This window comes from Streptomyces durocortorensis, assembly GCF_031760065.1.
In the GTDB taxonomy this organism is placed as follows: Bacteria; Actinomycetota; Actinomycetes; order Streptomycetales; family Streptomycetaceae; genus Streptomyces.
This window is the reverse complement of the sequence record NZ_CP134500.1, coordinates 723,620-739,695: the sequence shown is the minus strand read 5'-3', so window position 1 is coordinate 739,695 and position 16,076 is coordinate 723,620. Positions and strand designations below refer to the sequence as shown.

At 71.1% G+C, this 16,076-nt stretch carries 14 protein-coding genes and 1 pseudogene; 13 read left to right on the top strand and 2 right to left on the bottom strand.

Annotated features, from left to right (window positions below):
* Positions 1-136 precede the first annotated feature (136 nt).
* Positions 137-2,074: an AfsR/SARP family transcriptional regulator gene (locus tag RI138_RS03130; protein WP_311118671.1), complete on the bottom strand. Its 1,938-nt coding sequence runs from the start codon at positions 2,072-2,074 to the stop codon at positions 137-139.
* A 111-nt stretch (positions 2,075-2,185) separates the two neighbouring features.
* On the opposite strand from RI138_RS03130, the gene RI138_RS03125 reads away from it, so the two are divergent.
* The 13 genes and pseudogenes from RI138_RS03125 to RI138_RS03065 all read left to right on the top strand — a co-directional run bounded on the left by RI138_RS03125 (position 2,186) and on the right by RI138_RS03065 (position 15,461).
* Complete coding sequence (locus RI138_RS03125) at positions 2,186-3,064, top strand: alpha/beta fold hydrolase (RefSeq protein WP_311118670.1); 879 nt, start codon at positions 2,186-2,188, stop codon at positions 3,062-3,064.
* A gap of 274 nt (positions 3,065-3,338) precedes the next feature.
* Positions 3,339-3,728: pseudogene (locus RI138_RS32360) on the top strand (ATP-binding protein); the annotation flags it as partial.
* A 204-nt stretch (positions 3,729-3,932) separates the two neighbouring features.
* A complete protein-coding gene (locus tag RI138_RS03120) occupies positions 3,933-6,137 on the top strand; it encodes a helix-turn-helix transcriptional regulator (RefSeq protein WP_311118669.1) in 2,205 nt (734 codons plus the stop codon).
* Between the two features lie 85 nt (positions 6,138-6,222).
* Positions 6,223-6,720: an OsmC family protein gene (locus RI138_RS03115; protein WP_311118668.1), complete on the top strand. Its 498-nt coding sequence runs from the start codon at positions 6,223-6,225 to the stop codon at positions 6,718-6,720.
* A gap of 14 nt (positions 6,721-6,734) precedes the next feature.
* Positions 6,735-7,352 carry a GNAT family N-acetyltransferase gene (locus RI138_RS03110; protein WP_311118667.1) on the top strand — a complete coding sequence of 206 codons (618 nt, stop codon included), beginning with the start codon at positions 6,735-6,737 and terminating at the stop codon, positions 7,350-7,352.
* A gap of 317 nt (positions 7,353-7,669) precedes the next feature.
* Positions 7,670-8,638: an alpha/beta hydrolase gene (locus RI138_RS03105; RefSeq protein WP_311118666.1), complete on the top strand. Its 969-nt coding sequence runs from the start codon at positions 7,670-7,672 to the stop codon at positions 8,636-8,638.
* A gap of 699 nt (positions 8,639-9,337) precedes the next feature.
* The gene (locus RI138_RS03095) at positions 9,338-10,216 is read left to right on the top strand and encodes a HipA family kinase (protein ID WP_096629742.1); all 879 of its coding nucleotides are present in this window, start codon (positions 9,338-9,340) and stop codon (positions 10,214-10,216) included.
* Positions 10,213-10,596, top strand: a complete 384-nt coding sequence (locus RI138_RS03090) for a DUF3037 domain-containing protein (protein ID WP_311118665.1) — start codon at positions 10,213-10,215, stop codon at positions 10,594-10,596. Before RI138_RS03095 ends, RI138_RS03090 begins: the two co-directional genes overlap by 4 nt.
* A 202-nt stretch (positions 10,597-10,798) precedes the next feature.
* Entirely contained in the window at positions 10,799-11,560 is a 762-nt protein-coding gene (gene fabG, locus RI138_RS03085) for a 3-oxoacyl-ACP reductase FabG (RefSeq protein WP_096629745.1), read from the top strand.
* A 19-nt stretch (positions 11,561-11,579) separates the two neighbouring features.
* Complete coding sequence (locus RI138_RS03080) at positions 11,580-12,335, top strand: SDR family oxidoreductase (RefSeq protein ID WP_096629747.1); 756 nt, start codon at positions 11,580-11,582, stop codon at positions 12,333-12,335.
* A 118-nt stretch (positions 12,336-12,453) separates the two neighbouring features.
* Positions 12,454-14,034 carry an ABC transporter substrate-binding protein gene (locus RI138_RS03075; protein WP_311118664.1) on the top strand — a complete coding sequence of 527 codons (1,581 nt, stop codon included), beginning with the start codon at positions 12,454-12,456 and terminating at the stop codon, positions 14,032-14,034.
* Positions 14,035-14,151: 117 nt separating this feature from the next.
* Entirely contained in the window at positions 14,152-14,835 is a 684-nt protein-coding gene (locus tag RI138_RS03070) for a uracil-DNA glycosylase (RefSeq protein WP_096629778.1), read from the top strand.
* Between the two features lie 152 nt (positions 14,836-14,987).
* Positions 14,988-15,461 carry a hypothetical protein gene (locus RI138_RS03065; RefSeq protein ID WP_096629750.1) on the top strand — a complete coding sequence of 158 codons (474 nt, stop codon included), beginning with the start codon at positions 14,988-14,990 and terminating at the stop codon, positions 15,459-15,461.
* Between the two features lie 45 nt (positions 15,462-15,506).
* Here RI138_RS03065 and RI138_RS03060 read toward each other — a convergent pair whose 3' ends face one another.
* Positions 15,507-15,992 (bottom strand): hypothetical protein, encoded by a 486-nt coding sequence (locus tag RI138_RS03060; RefSeq protein ID WP_311118663.1) that lies wholly within the window; start codon positions 15,990-15,992, stop codon positions 15,507-15,509.
* Between the last annotated feature and the right edge of the window lie 84 nt (positions 15,993-16,076).

The window sequence follows — 16,076 nt, the reverse complement described above, 5'->3', positions numbered from 1 at the left end:
GATCACGACCCGCCACTCCGAAACCGTCACCGACCCCTGGCAGCGGCAATGGACGCCCTCTGAGCCCTGGCGACCTGATCACGCCGGGGCCGTGGGGCGGGCACGTACGAGCTCGGGGTCCGCGTACTGCGGTCGCTCACCCGGCTCCGGCACATGCCTCCGCTTCGGCCAGGTAGCGCGCCACCGGTCCCAGGGTCAGCATTCCGCCGGCGGCACCGGCATGTTCGGCACGGGCACTGCGCAGGACGGCCTCGGCGCGCGCGGCGATTCCGCGCTCGTCGAGGCGCACGGCGGCGCGGGCGGTCAGGCACCACAGTGCCTCCTGCATGTGGTCGCGCGGTGGTTCGGGCACCGCGGCGAGGGCAGCCCGAGCCTCCCCGGCTCGGTCCTGGGCGAGCAGCACGAGGGGGCGCGCCCAGGGGCGGTACGGGCCCCAGTCGAGGTGCGGGTCGGTGGGCGCGGGCCGGTCGTGCAGCAGGCGCAGCCCCAGCAGGGCCAGCGGGAACAGGCCGCGGTGCAGCCCCGGCATTCCGGCCGTCTGGAGGGCGTCCTCGGCAGCGCGGTAGTGCGCTGCGGCCGTGGCGGCGGTCGGTCCGCCGGGTTCGACGCTGCGGGCAGCCGTGGCCCGTGCCCGGAACCACCCGGTGAGCACTGGGACAAGGGGTGCCTCGGTGGTCACGGCGAGCTGTTCGGCAGCCTTGGCGTGGGAGGTTGCGGCGTCGAGGTCACCGAGGGCCGAGGCGGATTGCAGGCGGACGAGTCGGCCGAGTAGCGCGAAGTTCGGCAGCTCGTGCCGGGTGGCCAGGTCGAGGATCTCGGCGCCGATCCGGTCCCGTACCACCGCGAGTCCGGGGCGGGTGAAGGACTGCAGGAACACCCCGTTGAGGGCGAACGCCAGCAGGGCGGGATCGGCCAGGCCCCGTGCCAGCGCCTCGGCCTGCCGTGCCGCCTGCCGCGCGCGCTTCAGCTCGGCCCTGGACAGACCGGCGCTGCGGCTCTCGACGGCGACCGTGGCCAGGAGGCGGGCGGCCAGGTCGGCAGGGCTGTCGGGGCCGAGCGCGATGAGCGTGCGCTCGGCGGCCGCGACGACGTCGCGGGACTGCTCGGGGTCGTCGGCCCGACTCCAGATGGCGGGCACGTCGTAGGCGGCGATGATCCGGGCGGTCAGGGAGAGGTCACCCGTGCGTTCCGCCGCCTGGACGGCGGCGAGGCGGTCGCGCCGCGAGTGGACGAGGGCGTCGCCACCCGCCAGTGCGAGGGTGCGGGCCAGATCCACGGTGGTGCGCGGGCCGAGACGTGCACCATGGCCGGTCCACGCGGTACGTGCGCCTTCGGGGGGCACGTTCCCGTTGAGGATGTCCGTCTCCAGGCGTTGGAGGCCGGCACCAGGGTCGAGCCCGAGTTGCTCAACGAGCATCGCTCGGGCGCGGCGGAGGGTGGCCAGCGCGTCGGCCTGGCGGCCCGCGCGGTGGAGCGCGCGGGCAAGCAGCCCCCAGGCCGGCTCGCGCCACGGATGTTCGGCGACGTGGGCGCCCAGTTCGGCGACGAGATCGGCCCCTTCCCCGGAGCCAAGGAGGATACGGGCACGCAGTTCCGCCCCCTCCAACCTCAGCTCCTCCAGTCGGGTCCGCTCGCGCTGCGCCCATGCGGAGCCGGTCACATCGGCGTAGGCGGGTCCCCGCCAGTCCGCGAGTGCCGTGCCGAGGTCGGTCACCGCGTCGGGGTTGCGCCGGGCTCGGGCCAGGGTGTCCTGGAACCGATGGACGTCCACGTCCTCGCGCGGCAGGCGCAGCGCGTAGCCGGGACCTTCGGTGACGAGTACGCGCGGCGGATCGCGGGGCGGCCGGTCGGGTTCGAGGGCGCGGCGCAGCGCGGCGACGAACGTACGCAGAGCGCCCACGCCGCGGGCCGGTGGATCGGTCCACAGGTCGTCGACAAGACTGTCGGTGGTGACCATCCGCCCCTCTGCGGTGACGAGCCGGGCGAGTACCTCGCGATGGCGAGGACCGCCCAGGTCAACCGGACTGCCGTCGTCGCGGAAGGCCCGCACAGCACCGAGCACGTCGATTCGCATACCCCCATCCTCCGCGCCCGGGGTCCGCTGCGCCCAACCGTACTCATCGGCTGCTGATCGCCGTCGCCCAGGCTGATCCGGTCCGGTCCCCACCCGAAAGGACGGCCTTTCATGACGCTCACCGTTCCCGGCTTCGATCACATCCGCCTGCCCGGTGCGGGAGGTGTGGAACTGGCCGCCGCTGTCGGCGGCAGCGGCAGCCCGGTTGTGCTGTTGCACGGCTTCCCCCAGACCCACCTGATGTGGCGACACGTCGCCGAGCGGCTCGCCGACGGGCACACGGTGATCTGTCCTGACCTGCGGGGCTACGGCGCCAGCGACAAGCCGACTGTCACCGACACCGACGTGTACGCCAAGCGCACCATGGCCGCAGACGTCGTGACCCTGGCGGCGGCCCTCGGCCACGAGCGCTTCGCCCTCGTCGGCCACGACCGGGGCGCCCTGGTCGCCTTCCGGGCCGGGCTGGACCACCCCGAGAGCATCACGCACCTGGGCATCCTCGACATCGTGCCGACGCTCGACATGTGGAACGTCCTGCACGGCGCCTCGGCGGCAGTCGGCTACCACCTCTTCCTCATGGCGCAGCCGCCAGGCCTGCCGGAGGCGGTGATCGCCAACAGCGCGGACGTGTTCTTCGGCTCGTTCCTCGACGCCTGGGCCAACGACCCGACCGCCATGCCGGAGGATGTCCGTGCCGAGTACCTGCGGGCGAGCGCCGCGGCGGTGACATCGATCGTCGCGGATTTCCGGGCCTCGGCGGGCATCGACGTCACGCACGACCGAGCGGACGTGGACGCCGGGTCGCAACTGGCCATGCCCGTGACGGTCGTCCAGCAGGACTGGGGCGCGCAGCTGGGCTACGACGCGGCCGCGGTGTGGAAGGCCTGGGCGCCGGACCTGGACCACCGGCTGACCCGAGCGGGGCACTTCATGGCCGAGGAGGCACCCGGCGAGATCGCGGAGGCGATCCAGGACCTGCTGGCCCGCTGAGCCTCGGTTCGTGGTTCGTGGTTCGTCGTTCGGGACGTCGGGCAGCTAGGGCGGTGTGTGGAGAGGGTCGAGGCGCTCCAGGCGGGCTGCTGCCCAGTCGGTCCGCACTTCGGCTTCGGTCCCGGTCCGGCCTGCAGGCGCGGCCTCGACCCGGGTGCGTGCGGCGCTCACGTACGCCGACCCGGGTTCTCCGCCTGGCGGGGAAGGGCACGGTGTCGGCCGTCGGCCTAGCATGGGATGAAGCGCCCGGCCCGAGTCATGTGGGGTGTTGGGGATGAAGCGACCCGCTGAGAATTCCCAGGCGGGGAGACTGCTGGGCCGGGGGCGCGAACAGGAGCGCTTGCGCGAGGCCCTCGCCGGGTTGCTGGGCGGCGGCCACGGTGGCTTGTGGCTCGTCGAGGGGGAGGCGGGGGCCGGGAAGACGACGCTGGTCGAGTCCGTTCTTTCTTCGGAACTGCGCGTGATGCGGGGCTGCGGCTCGCAGCGGGGGATTTCGTACGGACCGCTCAGGTCTGCACTCGGCAGCCACTGTCCAGCAGCCGAATGCGCTGAGGGCGACGTACCGACGGTGTTGAGGGAGGCGTTCGAGCACCTGGCTCGGGAGCGCCCCACTGTGGTCTTCCTCGACGACCTGCAGTGGGCTGACGGTGCGACGCTGACCCTCCTGGGAGGCTGGGCGGTGCCTTCGCCAGGGCTTCCCCTCCTGGTTATCGGGGCGTTTCGCAGTGACGAGCTGCCACGCCGGCATCCTGTGCGTGACCTGCGGTCACAACTGCGGCAAGCCGCCGACGGCAGGGAGAGACATGTACGGCTGCGCCCCCTGGACCCGGCGGCCAGCGCTCTCCTCGTGAGACGCGTGCTGGGGGACGTGGCCACTGAGGACATCGTGGACACCGTTGTACGCCGTGCTCGTGGTGTGCCCTTCTACCTGGAGGAGCTGGCCTCGGCGGTGGCCGAGACAGGGGATGCGGCGGCGGTGCCGGAGTCGGTCACCGATGCCGTGCTTCAGCGCGTGGCTCGACTGCCGGAGGCAGCGCAGGCGGCCGCTCAGGTGATCGCCGTGAGCCGGTCGGCCCGGTTCGACGTACTGGTCACGGCAGGTGTGCAGGAGGCGGGCATCGAGGAGTTGTTGGACGCCGGTGTGCTGATGCAGTGTCCAGGATCGGGAGGGGGCGAGGCGGCCTTCCGTCACGCTTTGACGGGTGAGGCGCTGTACGCGACCCTGCCCTGGGCGCGTCGTCGTCGGCTCCACGCCGCGCTGGCGCGCGCCATGGAGGTTCGCGGTGAAGCGCCCGGGCTCGTTGCGGGGCACTGGGAGAAGGCGCACGAGCCGACGCGTGCTGGTCCGTTGCTGCTGGAGGCCGCCGAGGCCGCGTGCCGTGTCCATGCCTACCGCGACGCCATGGACACGATCAAGCGCGCCCTCGCGCTATGGCCCGCGGACGCGGAGGGCCGGGCCCGGTTGCGTGCGCTCGAACTGCTGGGCGAGTGTGCGGCCCGTTGTGGTGAGACGGGTGAAGCCGTCCGCGCCTGGGAGCAGGTCGCCGCCGCTTGCCGGGTGGCTGGGGACCACGCCGGCCATGCGCGCATCGCACGGTGCCTGGCCGGCGTCTACGAGCTGGCGGACGACTGGCCGCGTGCGCTCGCGGCCCGGTACGTCGCCGCTGAGAAGTACGCCCGGACGGGCCGCCCGGCGGAGGCGGCGGCGGAACGCCTCGCAGCGGCGTCGCACCTGCACGCCGCCGGCGACCTCACCGGGGCGATGCGGCTCGTACGGGACGCTTGGCGGGACATCGACGCCGCGCAGATCGACCCGACGGCCGAGGTCCGTATACGTGCCCTGGGTACAGAGGGACTGATCAGGACCAAGCTCGGCGAGGGGGCGCTCGGCATCGAGCTGTCCCGCCAGGCCCTCGACCTGGCTCTCGGCTCCGGGCCCGACGCGCTGGCCGCCGACATCTACTACCTGTACGCCGACGCGCTCGAACAGCGCACCTCCTATCCCGCGGCGCTGGACGCCTGGACCGACGCACTGTCGTTCTGCCGCACCCGCGGTATGGACGCCGACGCCCATGTATGCCTGGCCTGCCTGACCCCGGCGCTGCGTCACACCGGCCAGTGGGACCGCGCACTCCATGCCGGTCAGGAGGTCCTCGCCCAGCGGGACGCCCCCGACGTCGCGCGCATGGTGGCCGCCGGGGAGGTCGGGCTTATCCTCGCCAACCGGGGAACGACGGAAACGGCACGCCGCCACCTCGCTCGCGCCGCGGCGTACGCGCAGGCCCATGAGCTCTTCGGGCTGGAGATCGACACCGGCTGGGGCCTGGCCCGGACCGATGCGCTCGACGGCGACGACGACAGCGCGACGATCCGACTGCGGGAACTCACCGCCCGCTGCCTGACCCGGGAGGAGAACCACTACTCCGTCGCCGCGCTGCGCTGGGCAGCGACGTACTTCGCCCGCCGCGACCTGCGAGACGACCTCGGTGCCTGCACGGACGCACTGGCCCGCATCGCTGCCGCCACGGGCACCGCGGAGGCCACCGCAGCCCTCGCGCACGCGCTGGCCGAGGCCGCCCTGCTGGAGGGCGACGCCCCCCGGGCCGTCGACCGGTTCGAACGCGCCCTCGCGCTCTTGGAGGCCGTGGCACTGCCACCCGAAACCGCCGAGACACAGGTCAGGGCCGGTACTGCCCTGTCGCGCGCCGGCGACAGGACCAAGGCGGTCGAACGCCTCGTCGGCGCCTACCACACGGCACGCACCCTCCGGGCAGGCCCGCTGGCTTCCGCCGCCACCCGCGAGCTGCGGGAGATCGGCGAGGATGTCCGCCGCCGACTCGGCTCCCGGGCCGCCCGGCGGACCGACATGATCGGCCTCACTCGACGCGAAGGTGAGGTCCTGCGGCTGGTCGCCGCCGGGCTCACCAACAGCGAGATCGCCTCCAGGCTGTTCCTGAGTACCCGGACTGTCGACATGCACGTCCGCAACCTGCTGGCGAAGCTCGGCTGCCACACCCGTACGGAAGCGGTGCGCAGAGCCGAGGACCTCGCCGTCCTCACCACCAGGTCCTGACCGCCGACGAAATACGGTAGTTCTGCCGTTCCTGCCGCTTCACCACCTCCGTAGATTCGGTGCGTGTACAGGAGGTGTGAGGAACGTGGAAACCAAGACGACCACCCTCGAAGAAACCCTCGCGACCTGGACGCGAGACCCGGACCGGGGCCGCAGCAAGCCGACGGCGACCGCACGCGTGGAGGACGGCCAGGCCGCGATCCAGGCGGGCCCCTTCACTCTGCGCGCCGACCTGCCCGCGCCGCTGGGCGGCACCAACCAGGCGCCCAGCCCGACAGCCCTGCTGCTCAGTGCGCTCGCCGGCTGCGCTGTCGCCTTCGTGTACGACACGCTGGGCCCCCAGCTCGGCGTGCGGATCAACGGCGTGGAGGCGACCGCGCGCTGTGCCGCGGATGCCCGTGGGCTGCTGGGCATGGACGGCGCGCACCCCGACCTCGGCGAGCTGACCGTGGACATCACGGTCGACAGCCCGGACGGCGCGGAGGCCGTCGCCGAAGTCGCCCGCGTCTGGCAGGAGCGCTGCCCCGTCTACCTGGCGCTTCAGCGGCCCACCGACGTCACCGTCCAGTTCCGCGCATCCTGACAAGGAGCCGTGTCATGTCACTGATGAACTCGCTCCGGCCGGGCATCCGCCCCCGGAAGGCGATGCCGGACGAAACCCGAACCGTCGCGGAAGCGCTCGCGGCAGGATTCTTCGACGACCCGGTGATCGGCTGGGCCTGGACGGAGCCCGAACGGCGTCGGCGGATTCTCCCCGACTTCTTCGAGCTCTGGGTCGCCGGATGCATGCGGTATGACGAGGTCTACACGACCGACGACCTTGCCGGCGCCGCCCTGTGGATGCCGCCGCACGTCCAACAGGCGTTCGACGACAACGCCGAGGCGTTCGCCGGCGACGTCGAACGGGTGGCACAGGAGTTCGCCCCGGCGGTCATGGAACTCCTGACCTTGCTCGACGACAACCATCCGCGCGAATCGCACTACTACCTGCCCATCATGGCCGCACGCCCCGAACACCAGGGCCACGGCATCGGCTCGGCGCTCCTGACCACGCTGCTGGAGCAGTGCGACCGGGAGGCCCTGCCCGCCTACCTGGAAGCGACCAGCGCCCTCAATCAGTCTCTGTACGCCCGCCACGGGTTCCGCACCGTCAGAGAGCTGCCGCTTCCCGATGGTTCGGCCCTCCGTGCCATGTGGCGGGAGCCGGAGGCGTGACGACTGGCTGGAGCGAACGAGCGGACCGAACGGGGAAGGGCGTCTCACGCCGGCCTTGAGGAGAGTGGCTTTGTTCGCGAGATCCGGCAGCGGATGTTCACCAGTTTCGACAGCGCGCTTCGGACTCGCAGATTCGAACAGCCAGGTGCTGCTTCCCGCAGCGCGAGTGACCGGCTTGGCTGGGATTGAGGACAGTGACCGTCCTCAATCCGTCCTACGGTCGGTCTGGGTCGCTGACCGGGCGGCTCGCAGCAAGAATCACAGCTGGTAGCCACTCATGACCCTGGCTACCTGCCGCGCGTGCAAGGAGTATGACCATGGGCATTTCCGAGGCGGCCGACCGCGCCGACACCTTCGTCCCGCACCGTTTCACCGAGCAGCTGGTGGACCTGGGCGAGATCCGCATGAACTACGTCGCCGAGGGCGACCCCAGCGCCCCCGCGCTGCTGCTGATCCCCGCCCAGGGCGAGTCCTGGTGGGGCTATGAGGAAGCGATCGGGCTGCTCAGCTCGCAGTTCCAGGTGTTCGCGATCGACCTGCGCGGCCAGGGACGCACCACCTGGACCCCGGGCCGCTACAACCTGGGCACCTGGGGTGCCGACGTCGAGAGGTTCATCGACCTGGTCATCCAGCGTCCCGCGATCGTGGCCGGGAACTCCTCCGGCGGGATCATCACCGCCTATGTGGCCGCCTACGGCAAGCCCGGCCTGGTCCGCGGCGCGATCCTGGAGGACCCGCCGCTGTTCGCCTCCCAGGGCGCCCCGCCGTACGGGCCCGGGATGATGCAGACGCTCGGGCCGATCTTCGCGCTGTGGGCCAAGTGGCTGGGCCCGCAGTGGTCGATCGGGGACTGGACCGGCATGGTCAAGGCCGCCCCCGAGGAGCTGCCCGCCTTCCTGCACCCGGGCATCGGCTTCATGATGGGCGACGGCGACCCCGAGGCCGGCGCGTCCCCGACCCCGGTGCAGCACCTGAAGGAGTACGACCCCGAATGGGGCCAGGCGTGGGCCACCGACACCGCCAACGCCGGAGTCGATCACGCCACGATGCTCGCCCAGGTGAAGACCCCGGTGCTACTCACCCACCACTTCCACATGACGGACCCCGACACCGGGCAGCTCATGGGCGCGATGACCGACATCCAGGCCGCCCAGGCCCGCCGCCTGCTCGAATCCACCGGCCAGCCGGTCACCTTCACCCCGCTCGACGCGCCGCACACCATGCACGAGCCGATGGCACAGCAGTACGTCGACGTCATCACCGACTGGATCAAGACCCTGGCCTGACCCGAGAACCGCAGCACCAGACCTCGGCCACTGCCGGGCGCAGCGGCCGAGGCTCACCAGGACGCCCCACCACACAATCGAACAGCGCGCCAGTCGGGTGCTGTCGAAACTGGTGAACATCCGCTGCCGGATCTCGCGAACAAAGCCAGGTGAGTGTCCGTCCGCGCCAGTACGCGACATGCCTGTCAGTTGACGTCGCGGGGCGGGGCTGGTGAGGGGCAAGGCCGGCAGTAGGAGACGAGCGTTTCGCGTTCGTTGGTCGAGAAGAACGACTCTGCGAGCACGCTGTCCCAGCACCGACCGGTGCGGCCGACCGACATCGGGGCCCCGAACTGGGCTGCCAGGGCAACGAATTGCCGACTGGTGTACTGGATGGATTCCACTGATCGTCGCAACACCTTGATCGGCAAACCGGATCAGGCCCGTCGTGCCCCTGGCTCGGTGGCGCGGACACTCCTCGCCGACGATCACCCTCGGTTACTATGCTCACTTCATGCCGGAAGCCGGAAGCCGGAAGCCGGAAGCCGGAAGCAAGGGGCGCGGCACCATCGGCGGTCTGCTGGGGGGAGCGGGGAGACCGGCCCGCCGGCCGAGAATCCCGGATTTCCCCCAGTGTCGTTGACTGGCCATGCCTGCCTCTACGCCCCGGAGAAGTCGTCCGTGTGACTGCAAGGCTGAAGAGATGGGTGGCCTGGGAAAGTGCTGGAAGAGGTTGTAGCGACCCGCTACGTCACGCCCCTGCGTGAAGGCGGCTCGCTCCCCGGGATCGTCGAGGCCGACGATCTCGGTACGTACGTCATGAAGTTCACCGGGGCCGGACAGGGCCGTAAGACGCTGGTCGCCGAGGTCATCTGCGGGGAGCTCGGCCGTCGGCTGGGGCTGCGGGTGCCCGAACTGGTGACCATCGAGCTCGACCCGGTCATCGGGCTCGCCGAGCCCGACCAGGAGGTGCAGGAGCTGCTCAAGGCGAGCGGCGGGCTGAACCTCGGGATGGACTACCTGCCGGGCTCGCTCGGGTTCGACCCGCTCGCCTACGAGGTCGGGGCGGCCGAGGCCGGGCGGGTCGTCTGGTTCGACGCGCTGATCAACAACGTGGACCGGTCCTGGCGCAACCCCAACCTGCTCGTCTGGCACGGCGACCTCTGGCTCATCGACCACGGCGCGACCATGATCTGGCACCACAACTGGCCGGGCGCCGAGGCCTCCGCGGCCAAGCCGTACAACGCGTCGGACCATGTCCTGGCCCCCTTCGCCCCGGACATCGCCGCTGCCGCCGCCGAGCTGGCCCCCCTGGTCACCGAGGAACTGCTCACCGAGGTGGCCGCCGAGGTGCCGGACGTCTGGCTGGCCGACGAGCCGGGGTTCGGGTCCACCGACGAGCTGCGCCGGGCCTACATCGCCCCGCTGCTCGCCCGGGCCGCCACCATCCACCGGCGGATCACCCTGGACGCACCGGCCTCGACCCGGCCCTCCCAGGCGCCGGGCTGGCTCACCGAGCGCCTGCCGCCCCGGCCGAAGCCATCCGGCGACGACCGCTCCGCTGCCGCCGTCCGTACGGGAGAGGGCGGTGGCCGATGACGAGGCGCGATGTCTTCGAGTACGCGATTCTGCGCGTCGTGCCCCGGGTCGAGCGCGGCGAGTGCTTCAACGCGGGGGTGCTCGTCTACTGCCGGGCCCGGTCGTTCGTCGCCGCCCGTACGCACTTGGACGAGGCGAAGCTGAGGGCGCTGGACCCGGACGCCGATGTGATGGGCGTACGGGCCGCCCTCCGTGCGGTGGAAGGGGTCTGCGGCGGCGGTGAAGGGGCCGGGCAGGCGGCCGGAGACGACGCCGGGCGGCGCTTCCGCTGGCTGATCGCCCCGCGCTCCACGGTAGTCCAGCCCGGGGCCGTGCACAGTGGGCTCACCACCGATCCGGCCGGTGAGGTGGAGCGGCTGCTCGACCTGCTGGTGCGCTGAGTCCGGTACGAGGGGGCCGCCGCCGTGTGTGACGTGCGGCCCCCCGGGCCGTGCGCCGTTGACACCGGGTGCCAGGGCTTCTAGCGTCTCGTCTGCTGAAGGTACTAAGCGGTTGCTCAGCCATCGGGTCGCTCTGCCGACGACTGCCTGGGAGGCGCCCGACGTCCGCTGAGCCGCTATCCAAGGGCGAGGAGAACCAAGCATGTCCACCACCGAGCAGCGCGTCGCCATCGTGACGGGAGCGGCCCGGGGCATCGGCGCCGCCACCGCCGTACGCCTCGCGGCCGAGGGCCGCGCCGTCGCCGTACTCGATCTCGACGAGGCGGCCTGCAAGGACACCGTCGAGAAGATCACCGCCGCCGGGGGCACCGCGCTCGCCGTCGGCTGCGACGTGTCGGACGCCGGTCGGGTGGAAGCCGCCGTCGCGCGGGTCGCCGCCGAGCTGGGCGCGCCGACGATCCTCGTGAACAACGCGGGTGTGCTCCGCGACAACCTGCTGTTCAAGATGAGCGAGTCCGACTGGGACATCGTGATGAACGTGCACCTCAAGGGTGCGTTCCTGATGGCCAAGGCCGTGCAGGCGCACATGGTCGAGGCCGGGTTCGGCCGGATCGTCTCGCTCTCCTCCTCCTCGGCTCTCGGCAACCGCGGCCAGGCCAACTACTCTGCGGTCAAGGCGGGGCTCCAGGGGCTCACCAAGACGCTCGCCAAGGAGCTCGGCAAGTTCGGGGTCACGGCCAACGCCGTCGCGCCCGGGTTCATCGTCACCGAGATGACCGCGCAGACGGCTGCCCGCGTCGGCATGGGCTTCGAGGAGTTCCAGGCGGCGGCCGCCACCCAGATCCCCGTCCAGCGCGTCGGCCGTCCCGAGGACGTCGCGAACGCCATCGCCTTCTTCGCGGGCGACGACGCGGGCTTCGTCTCCGGCCAGGTCATGTACGTGGCCGGCGGACCCCTCAACTGATCCGAAGGGCAGCGGACACATGACGGTGCAGGACAGCGGAAAGGTCGCCCTCATCACGGGCGCCAGCCGGGGTATCGGCTACGGCATCGCCGAGGCGCTCGTCGCCCGCGGCGACCGGGTGGCCATCACGGGACGGGGCGAGGAGGCCCTGAAGGAGGCCGTCGAGAGGCTCGGCTCCGACCGGGTGATCGGCATCGTGGGCAAGGCGCACGACGAGGCCCACCAGGCGGCGGCGGTCGAGCGCACCATGGAGGCGTTCGGCCGGGTCGACCACCTGGTGAACAACGCCGGGACGAACCCGGTCTTCGGCCCCATCGCGGAGCTCGATCTCGGCGTCGCCCGCAAGGTCTACGAGACCAATGTGATCTCGGCGCTGGGGTTCGCCCAGCAGACCTGGAAGGCCTGGCAGAAGGAGAACGGCGGGGCGATCGTGAACATCGCCTCCATCGCCGGGGTCTCCGCCTCGCCGTTCATCGGCGCGTACGGCATGAGCAAGGCGGCCATGGTCAACCTGACCCTTCAGCTGGCGCACGAGTTCGCCCCGGCCGTCCGCGTCAACGCGATCGCCCCCGCCGTGGTCAAGACCCGGTTCGCCGAAGCCCTCTACGAGGGCCGCGAAGCGGAGGCGGCCGCCGCCTATCCGCTGGGCAGGCTCGGTGTGCCCGAGGACATCGGGGGCGCCGCCGCCTTCCTGACCTCGGCGCAGTCGGACTGGATCACCGGGCAGACCCTGGTGGTGGACGGGGGAATCTTCCTGAACGCCGGCGTGGGCTGAGAGCGGCCTGAACCGGTTTGGCCCTGATTGACGCAAGTGCCCCGTCGGGCCGACGGATTGACCCGTCGGGGCGCTGCGGTATGGTCTGCCGACCCATGGCTGATCGAGGAGCGTGCACGTGTTCTACCGGGCCAGTCTGCAGGCCGCTGCAGCCCTAGCTTCCCTTTCTCTGCTGGCCGGCTGCGGTCTCTTTTCCGACAGTGGATCGGAAACGGACCAGAAGATAACCGTCGGGACGACCAGCTCCCCGTCCACGCTCGATCCGGCGGCAGCCTGGGACGGTTCCTGGGAACTGATGCGGAACGTTTACCAGACCCTGGTGAGCTTCCCCACCGGCAGCACGAGCCCGGAGCCGGACGCGGCGGAATCCTGCAAGTTCACCGACGCCACGAGCATGGCCTACCGGTGCACGCTCAAGAAGAACCTCAAGTTCTCCAATGGCGAGAAGCTCGACGCCGAGGCCGTCAAGTACTCGATCGAGCGTGTCCTGGACATCCACTTCAAGGGCGGCCCGGCCGGAATGCTCGGCTCGCTGGACCGGGTGGAGACCAAGGGCGACGACACCGTCATCTTCCACCTGAACAAGTCCGACGCGACGTTCCCGTTCATTCTGGCCACTCCCGCCATGTCGCTCGTCGCCCCCGGCGACTACCGCAAGGACGGGATCCGCGACGACGGCAAGGTCACCGGCTCCGGCCCGTACCTCCTGGAGTCCTACGACGCCGGGGCCACCGCCGAGCTGAAGAAGAACCCGGACTACAAGGGCTTCGCCAACCGGAAGAACGACGCGGTCACCATCCGCTACTTCGAGAAGTCCGCCGAGATGGTGAGCGCGCTCAAGGCGAAGGAGATCGACGCCACCTACCGGGGTCTGACCGCCGAGGAGGTCGTCAGCCTGGAGGACAACAAGGCCGACAACGCCGGCCTCCAGATCGTCGAGAGCACCGGCGCGGACATCCGCTTCCTGGTCTTCAACCCGAAGGACCCGGCCGCCGCGAACCCCGCCGTCCGCAAGGCCATCGCGCACGTCGTGGACCGTGACGCCCTGGTCGCCAAGGTCTACCGGGGAACCGCCGAGCCCCTCTACTCCATGATTCCCAAGGGCATCGCCGGACACGCCACGAGCTTCTTCGACACCTTCGGCGACCCGGACGTGGAGAAGGCCGAGGAGATCCTCACCGGGGCCGGCATCACCGAGCCCGTGAAGATGAGCTTCTGGTACACCACCGACCGGTACGGCTCCTCCACGGAGCCCGAGTTCGAGGAGCTCAAGCGGCAGCTCGAAGGCTCCGGGCTGTTCGAGATCACGCTGAACGGCAAGCCCTGGCAGGAGTTCCAGGAAGGCTTCAACAAGGGCGAGTACCCGGTCTTCGGCCGCGGCTGGTTCCCGGACTTCCCGGACCCCGACAACTTCATCGCCCCCTTCGTGGGCAAGGAGAGCGTCACCGGCACCCCGTACATCAACAAGGAGATCACCCAGCAGCTGATCCCCTCCTCGCGGCAGGAGAGCGACCGGGGCGCGGTCAGCAAGCAGTTCGAGCGAGCCCAGGAGATCCTGGTCGACGACGTCCGGCTGCTCCCGCTGTGGCAGGGCAAGCTGTACGTGGCGGCGGGTGAGGACATCGGCGGCGGCGAGCGCGCGCTCGACCCGCAGACCGTCATGCAGATGTGGGAGCTGTACCGCAAGGCCAGCTGGTAGCCGGTCCGGCCGGCCCTGGGCCGGCCGGCAGCAGCCGATACGGCTCGCGGGTCCGTTGTCAGTGGCGGGCGGTAGGTTCTGGGATCAAGAACCTGTTGCTCACCGGAGGTTGTGGACGTGACCGATATCGACCTGCTGCCCGAGTCCTGGCGCGGCGTCCTCGGCGAAGAACTGCAGAAGCCGTACGTCAAGGAGCTGGCGGACTTCGTCGAGGAGGAGCGGGCCAAGGGTCCCGTGTATCCGCCGCGCGAGCAGGTCTTCGCCGCCCTGGACGCCACCCCCTACGACCGGGTCAAGGTCCTCATCCTCGGCCAGGACCCCTACCACGGGGAGGGCCAGGGGCACGGGCTGTGTTTCTCCGTGCGGCCCGGAGTCAAGACGCCTCCGTCCTTGCGCAACATCTACAAGGAGATGAACCAGGAGCTCGGCCTGCCCGTCCCGGACAACGGCTATCTGATGCCGTGGGCCGAGCAGGGCGTCCTCCTGCTCAACGCCGTGCTCACCGTGCGGGGCGGCGAGGCCAACTCCCACAAGGGCAAGGGCTGGGAGAAGATCACCGACGCCGTGATCCGTGCCGTCGCCGACCGGCCCGACCCGGCGGTCTTCGTGCTCTGGGGCAACTACGCGCAGAAGAAGCTGCCCCTGATCGACGAGGAGCGCCACGTCGTGGTGAAGGGCGCGCACCCCTCGCCGCTCTCCGCGAAGCGGTTCTTCGGCTCCCGCCCCTTCACCCAGATCAACGAGGCCGTGGCAGCCCAGGGCCACGAGCCGATCGACTGGCGCATCCCCGACCTCGGCTGACGTGCCGGGGCCGCTGAGTCCGGTCGGTATGCGCGTGTTCGATCGGTCTGTTCGGTCCTTGCGTGGTACGTCCGTGTCTGAGCGGTAATGCGGAATCCCGGCGTTAGCGTCGGAACGACCGCAACCGGCAGCACGGGCACGAGGAGACCGCAGTGGTGGAGCAGCAGGAGGCGTCCGAGGACGCCGTGATGACCAGGATCGGCCAGGCGGTCATGCTGCTCCACGGGGGTGACCGCGAGGAGGCCCGCAACCGCTTCGGTGTCCTCTGGTCGGAGCTCGGCGCGGACGGCGACGCCCTGCACCGCTGCACCCTCGCGCACTACATGGCCGACACGCAGGACGATCCCGGCGACGAGCTGGCCTGGGACCTGCGTGCGCTGACGGCCGCCGAGGGGCTGAGCGAGGAGCGGGCGGCGGAGCACCGGGACACCCTGGCCGTCCGGGCGTTCTACCCCTCGCTCCACCTCAACCTCGCGGCGGACTACCTCAAGCTCCAGCGCCCGGACTCGGCACGCCTCCACCTCCGCCGGGCCCGCGCCGCCGCCGACGCGCTCGTGGACGGCGGAAACGGAGGCGGGGTGCGGGCCGCGATCGACCGGCTGGAGCTCCGTATGCGGCAGCAGTGACCGGGTACGGCTCCGGGCGAGGCCGCCGCGTCCGGGAGTTCCGCGTCAGCGGCCGTACACCTCCTCGCAACTGCGGGCTTCCCGGCTGCCCGCCGGCCAGCCGCCGTACCCCCTGCCCAGCGCGCAGACGTCCGTCCCGCCACTTCCCGGGAGGCGTGGTACGGAGGGCACGGGCACCACGACGGGAGGGACGCCCGGCACCCGGGGAGGTCTTGTGCGCGGTGGGAGGTGCGTGCGCTCCCGCGCCGGTGGCGGTCCGGCCCGCCCGGGCGCCGGGCGGGCGTCGGAGGCCGCCGGGGGCGTGGGGGCGGGCGGCCGGGAGGCCGAGGGGCTCGGGTCCACCATGACTTCCAGTGCCTCGCGGGCGGGCGGCTGCACGATCTGCGGGGCCACGTCCTGGGCCGGGCCGGTGGCGCCCGGGGGCGGGGGATGGCCGGGAGGGCCGGCCGGGGGCGTCACCGAAACGCAGCCGGACACGGCCGTGACCGCTAAGCCGACCAGGAGTTGAACGCTGATTCTGGTTCGCTGCACCCGGGTAACTCTGTGGTCCCGCCACGGCTCCCGGGGAGCCGGTGGACGAGAAATGGCCCGCACGGGTGACCCGGTCAGCCCCGT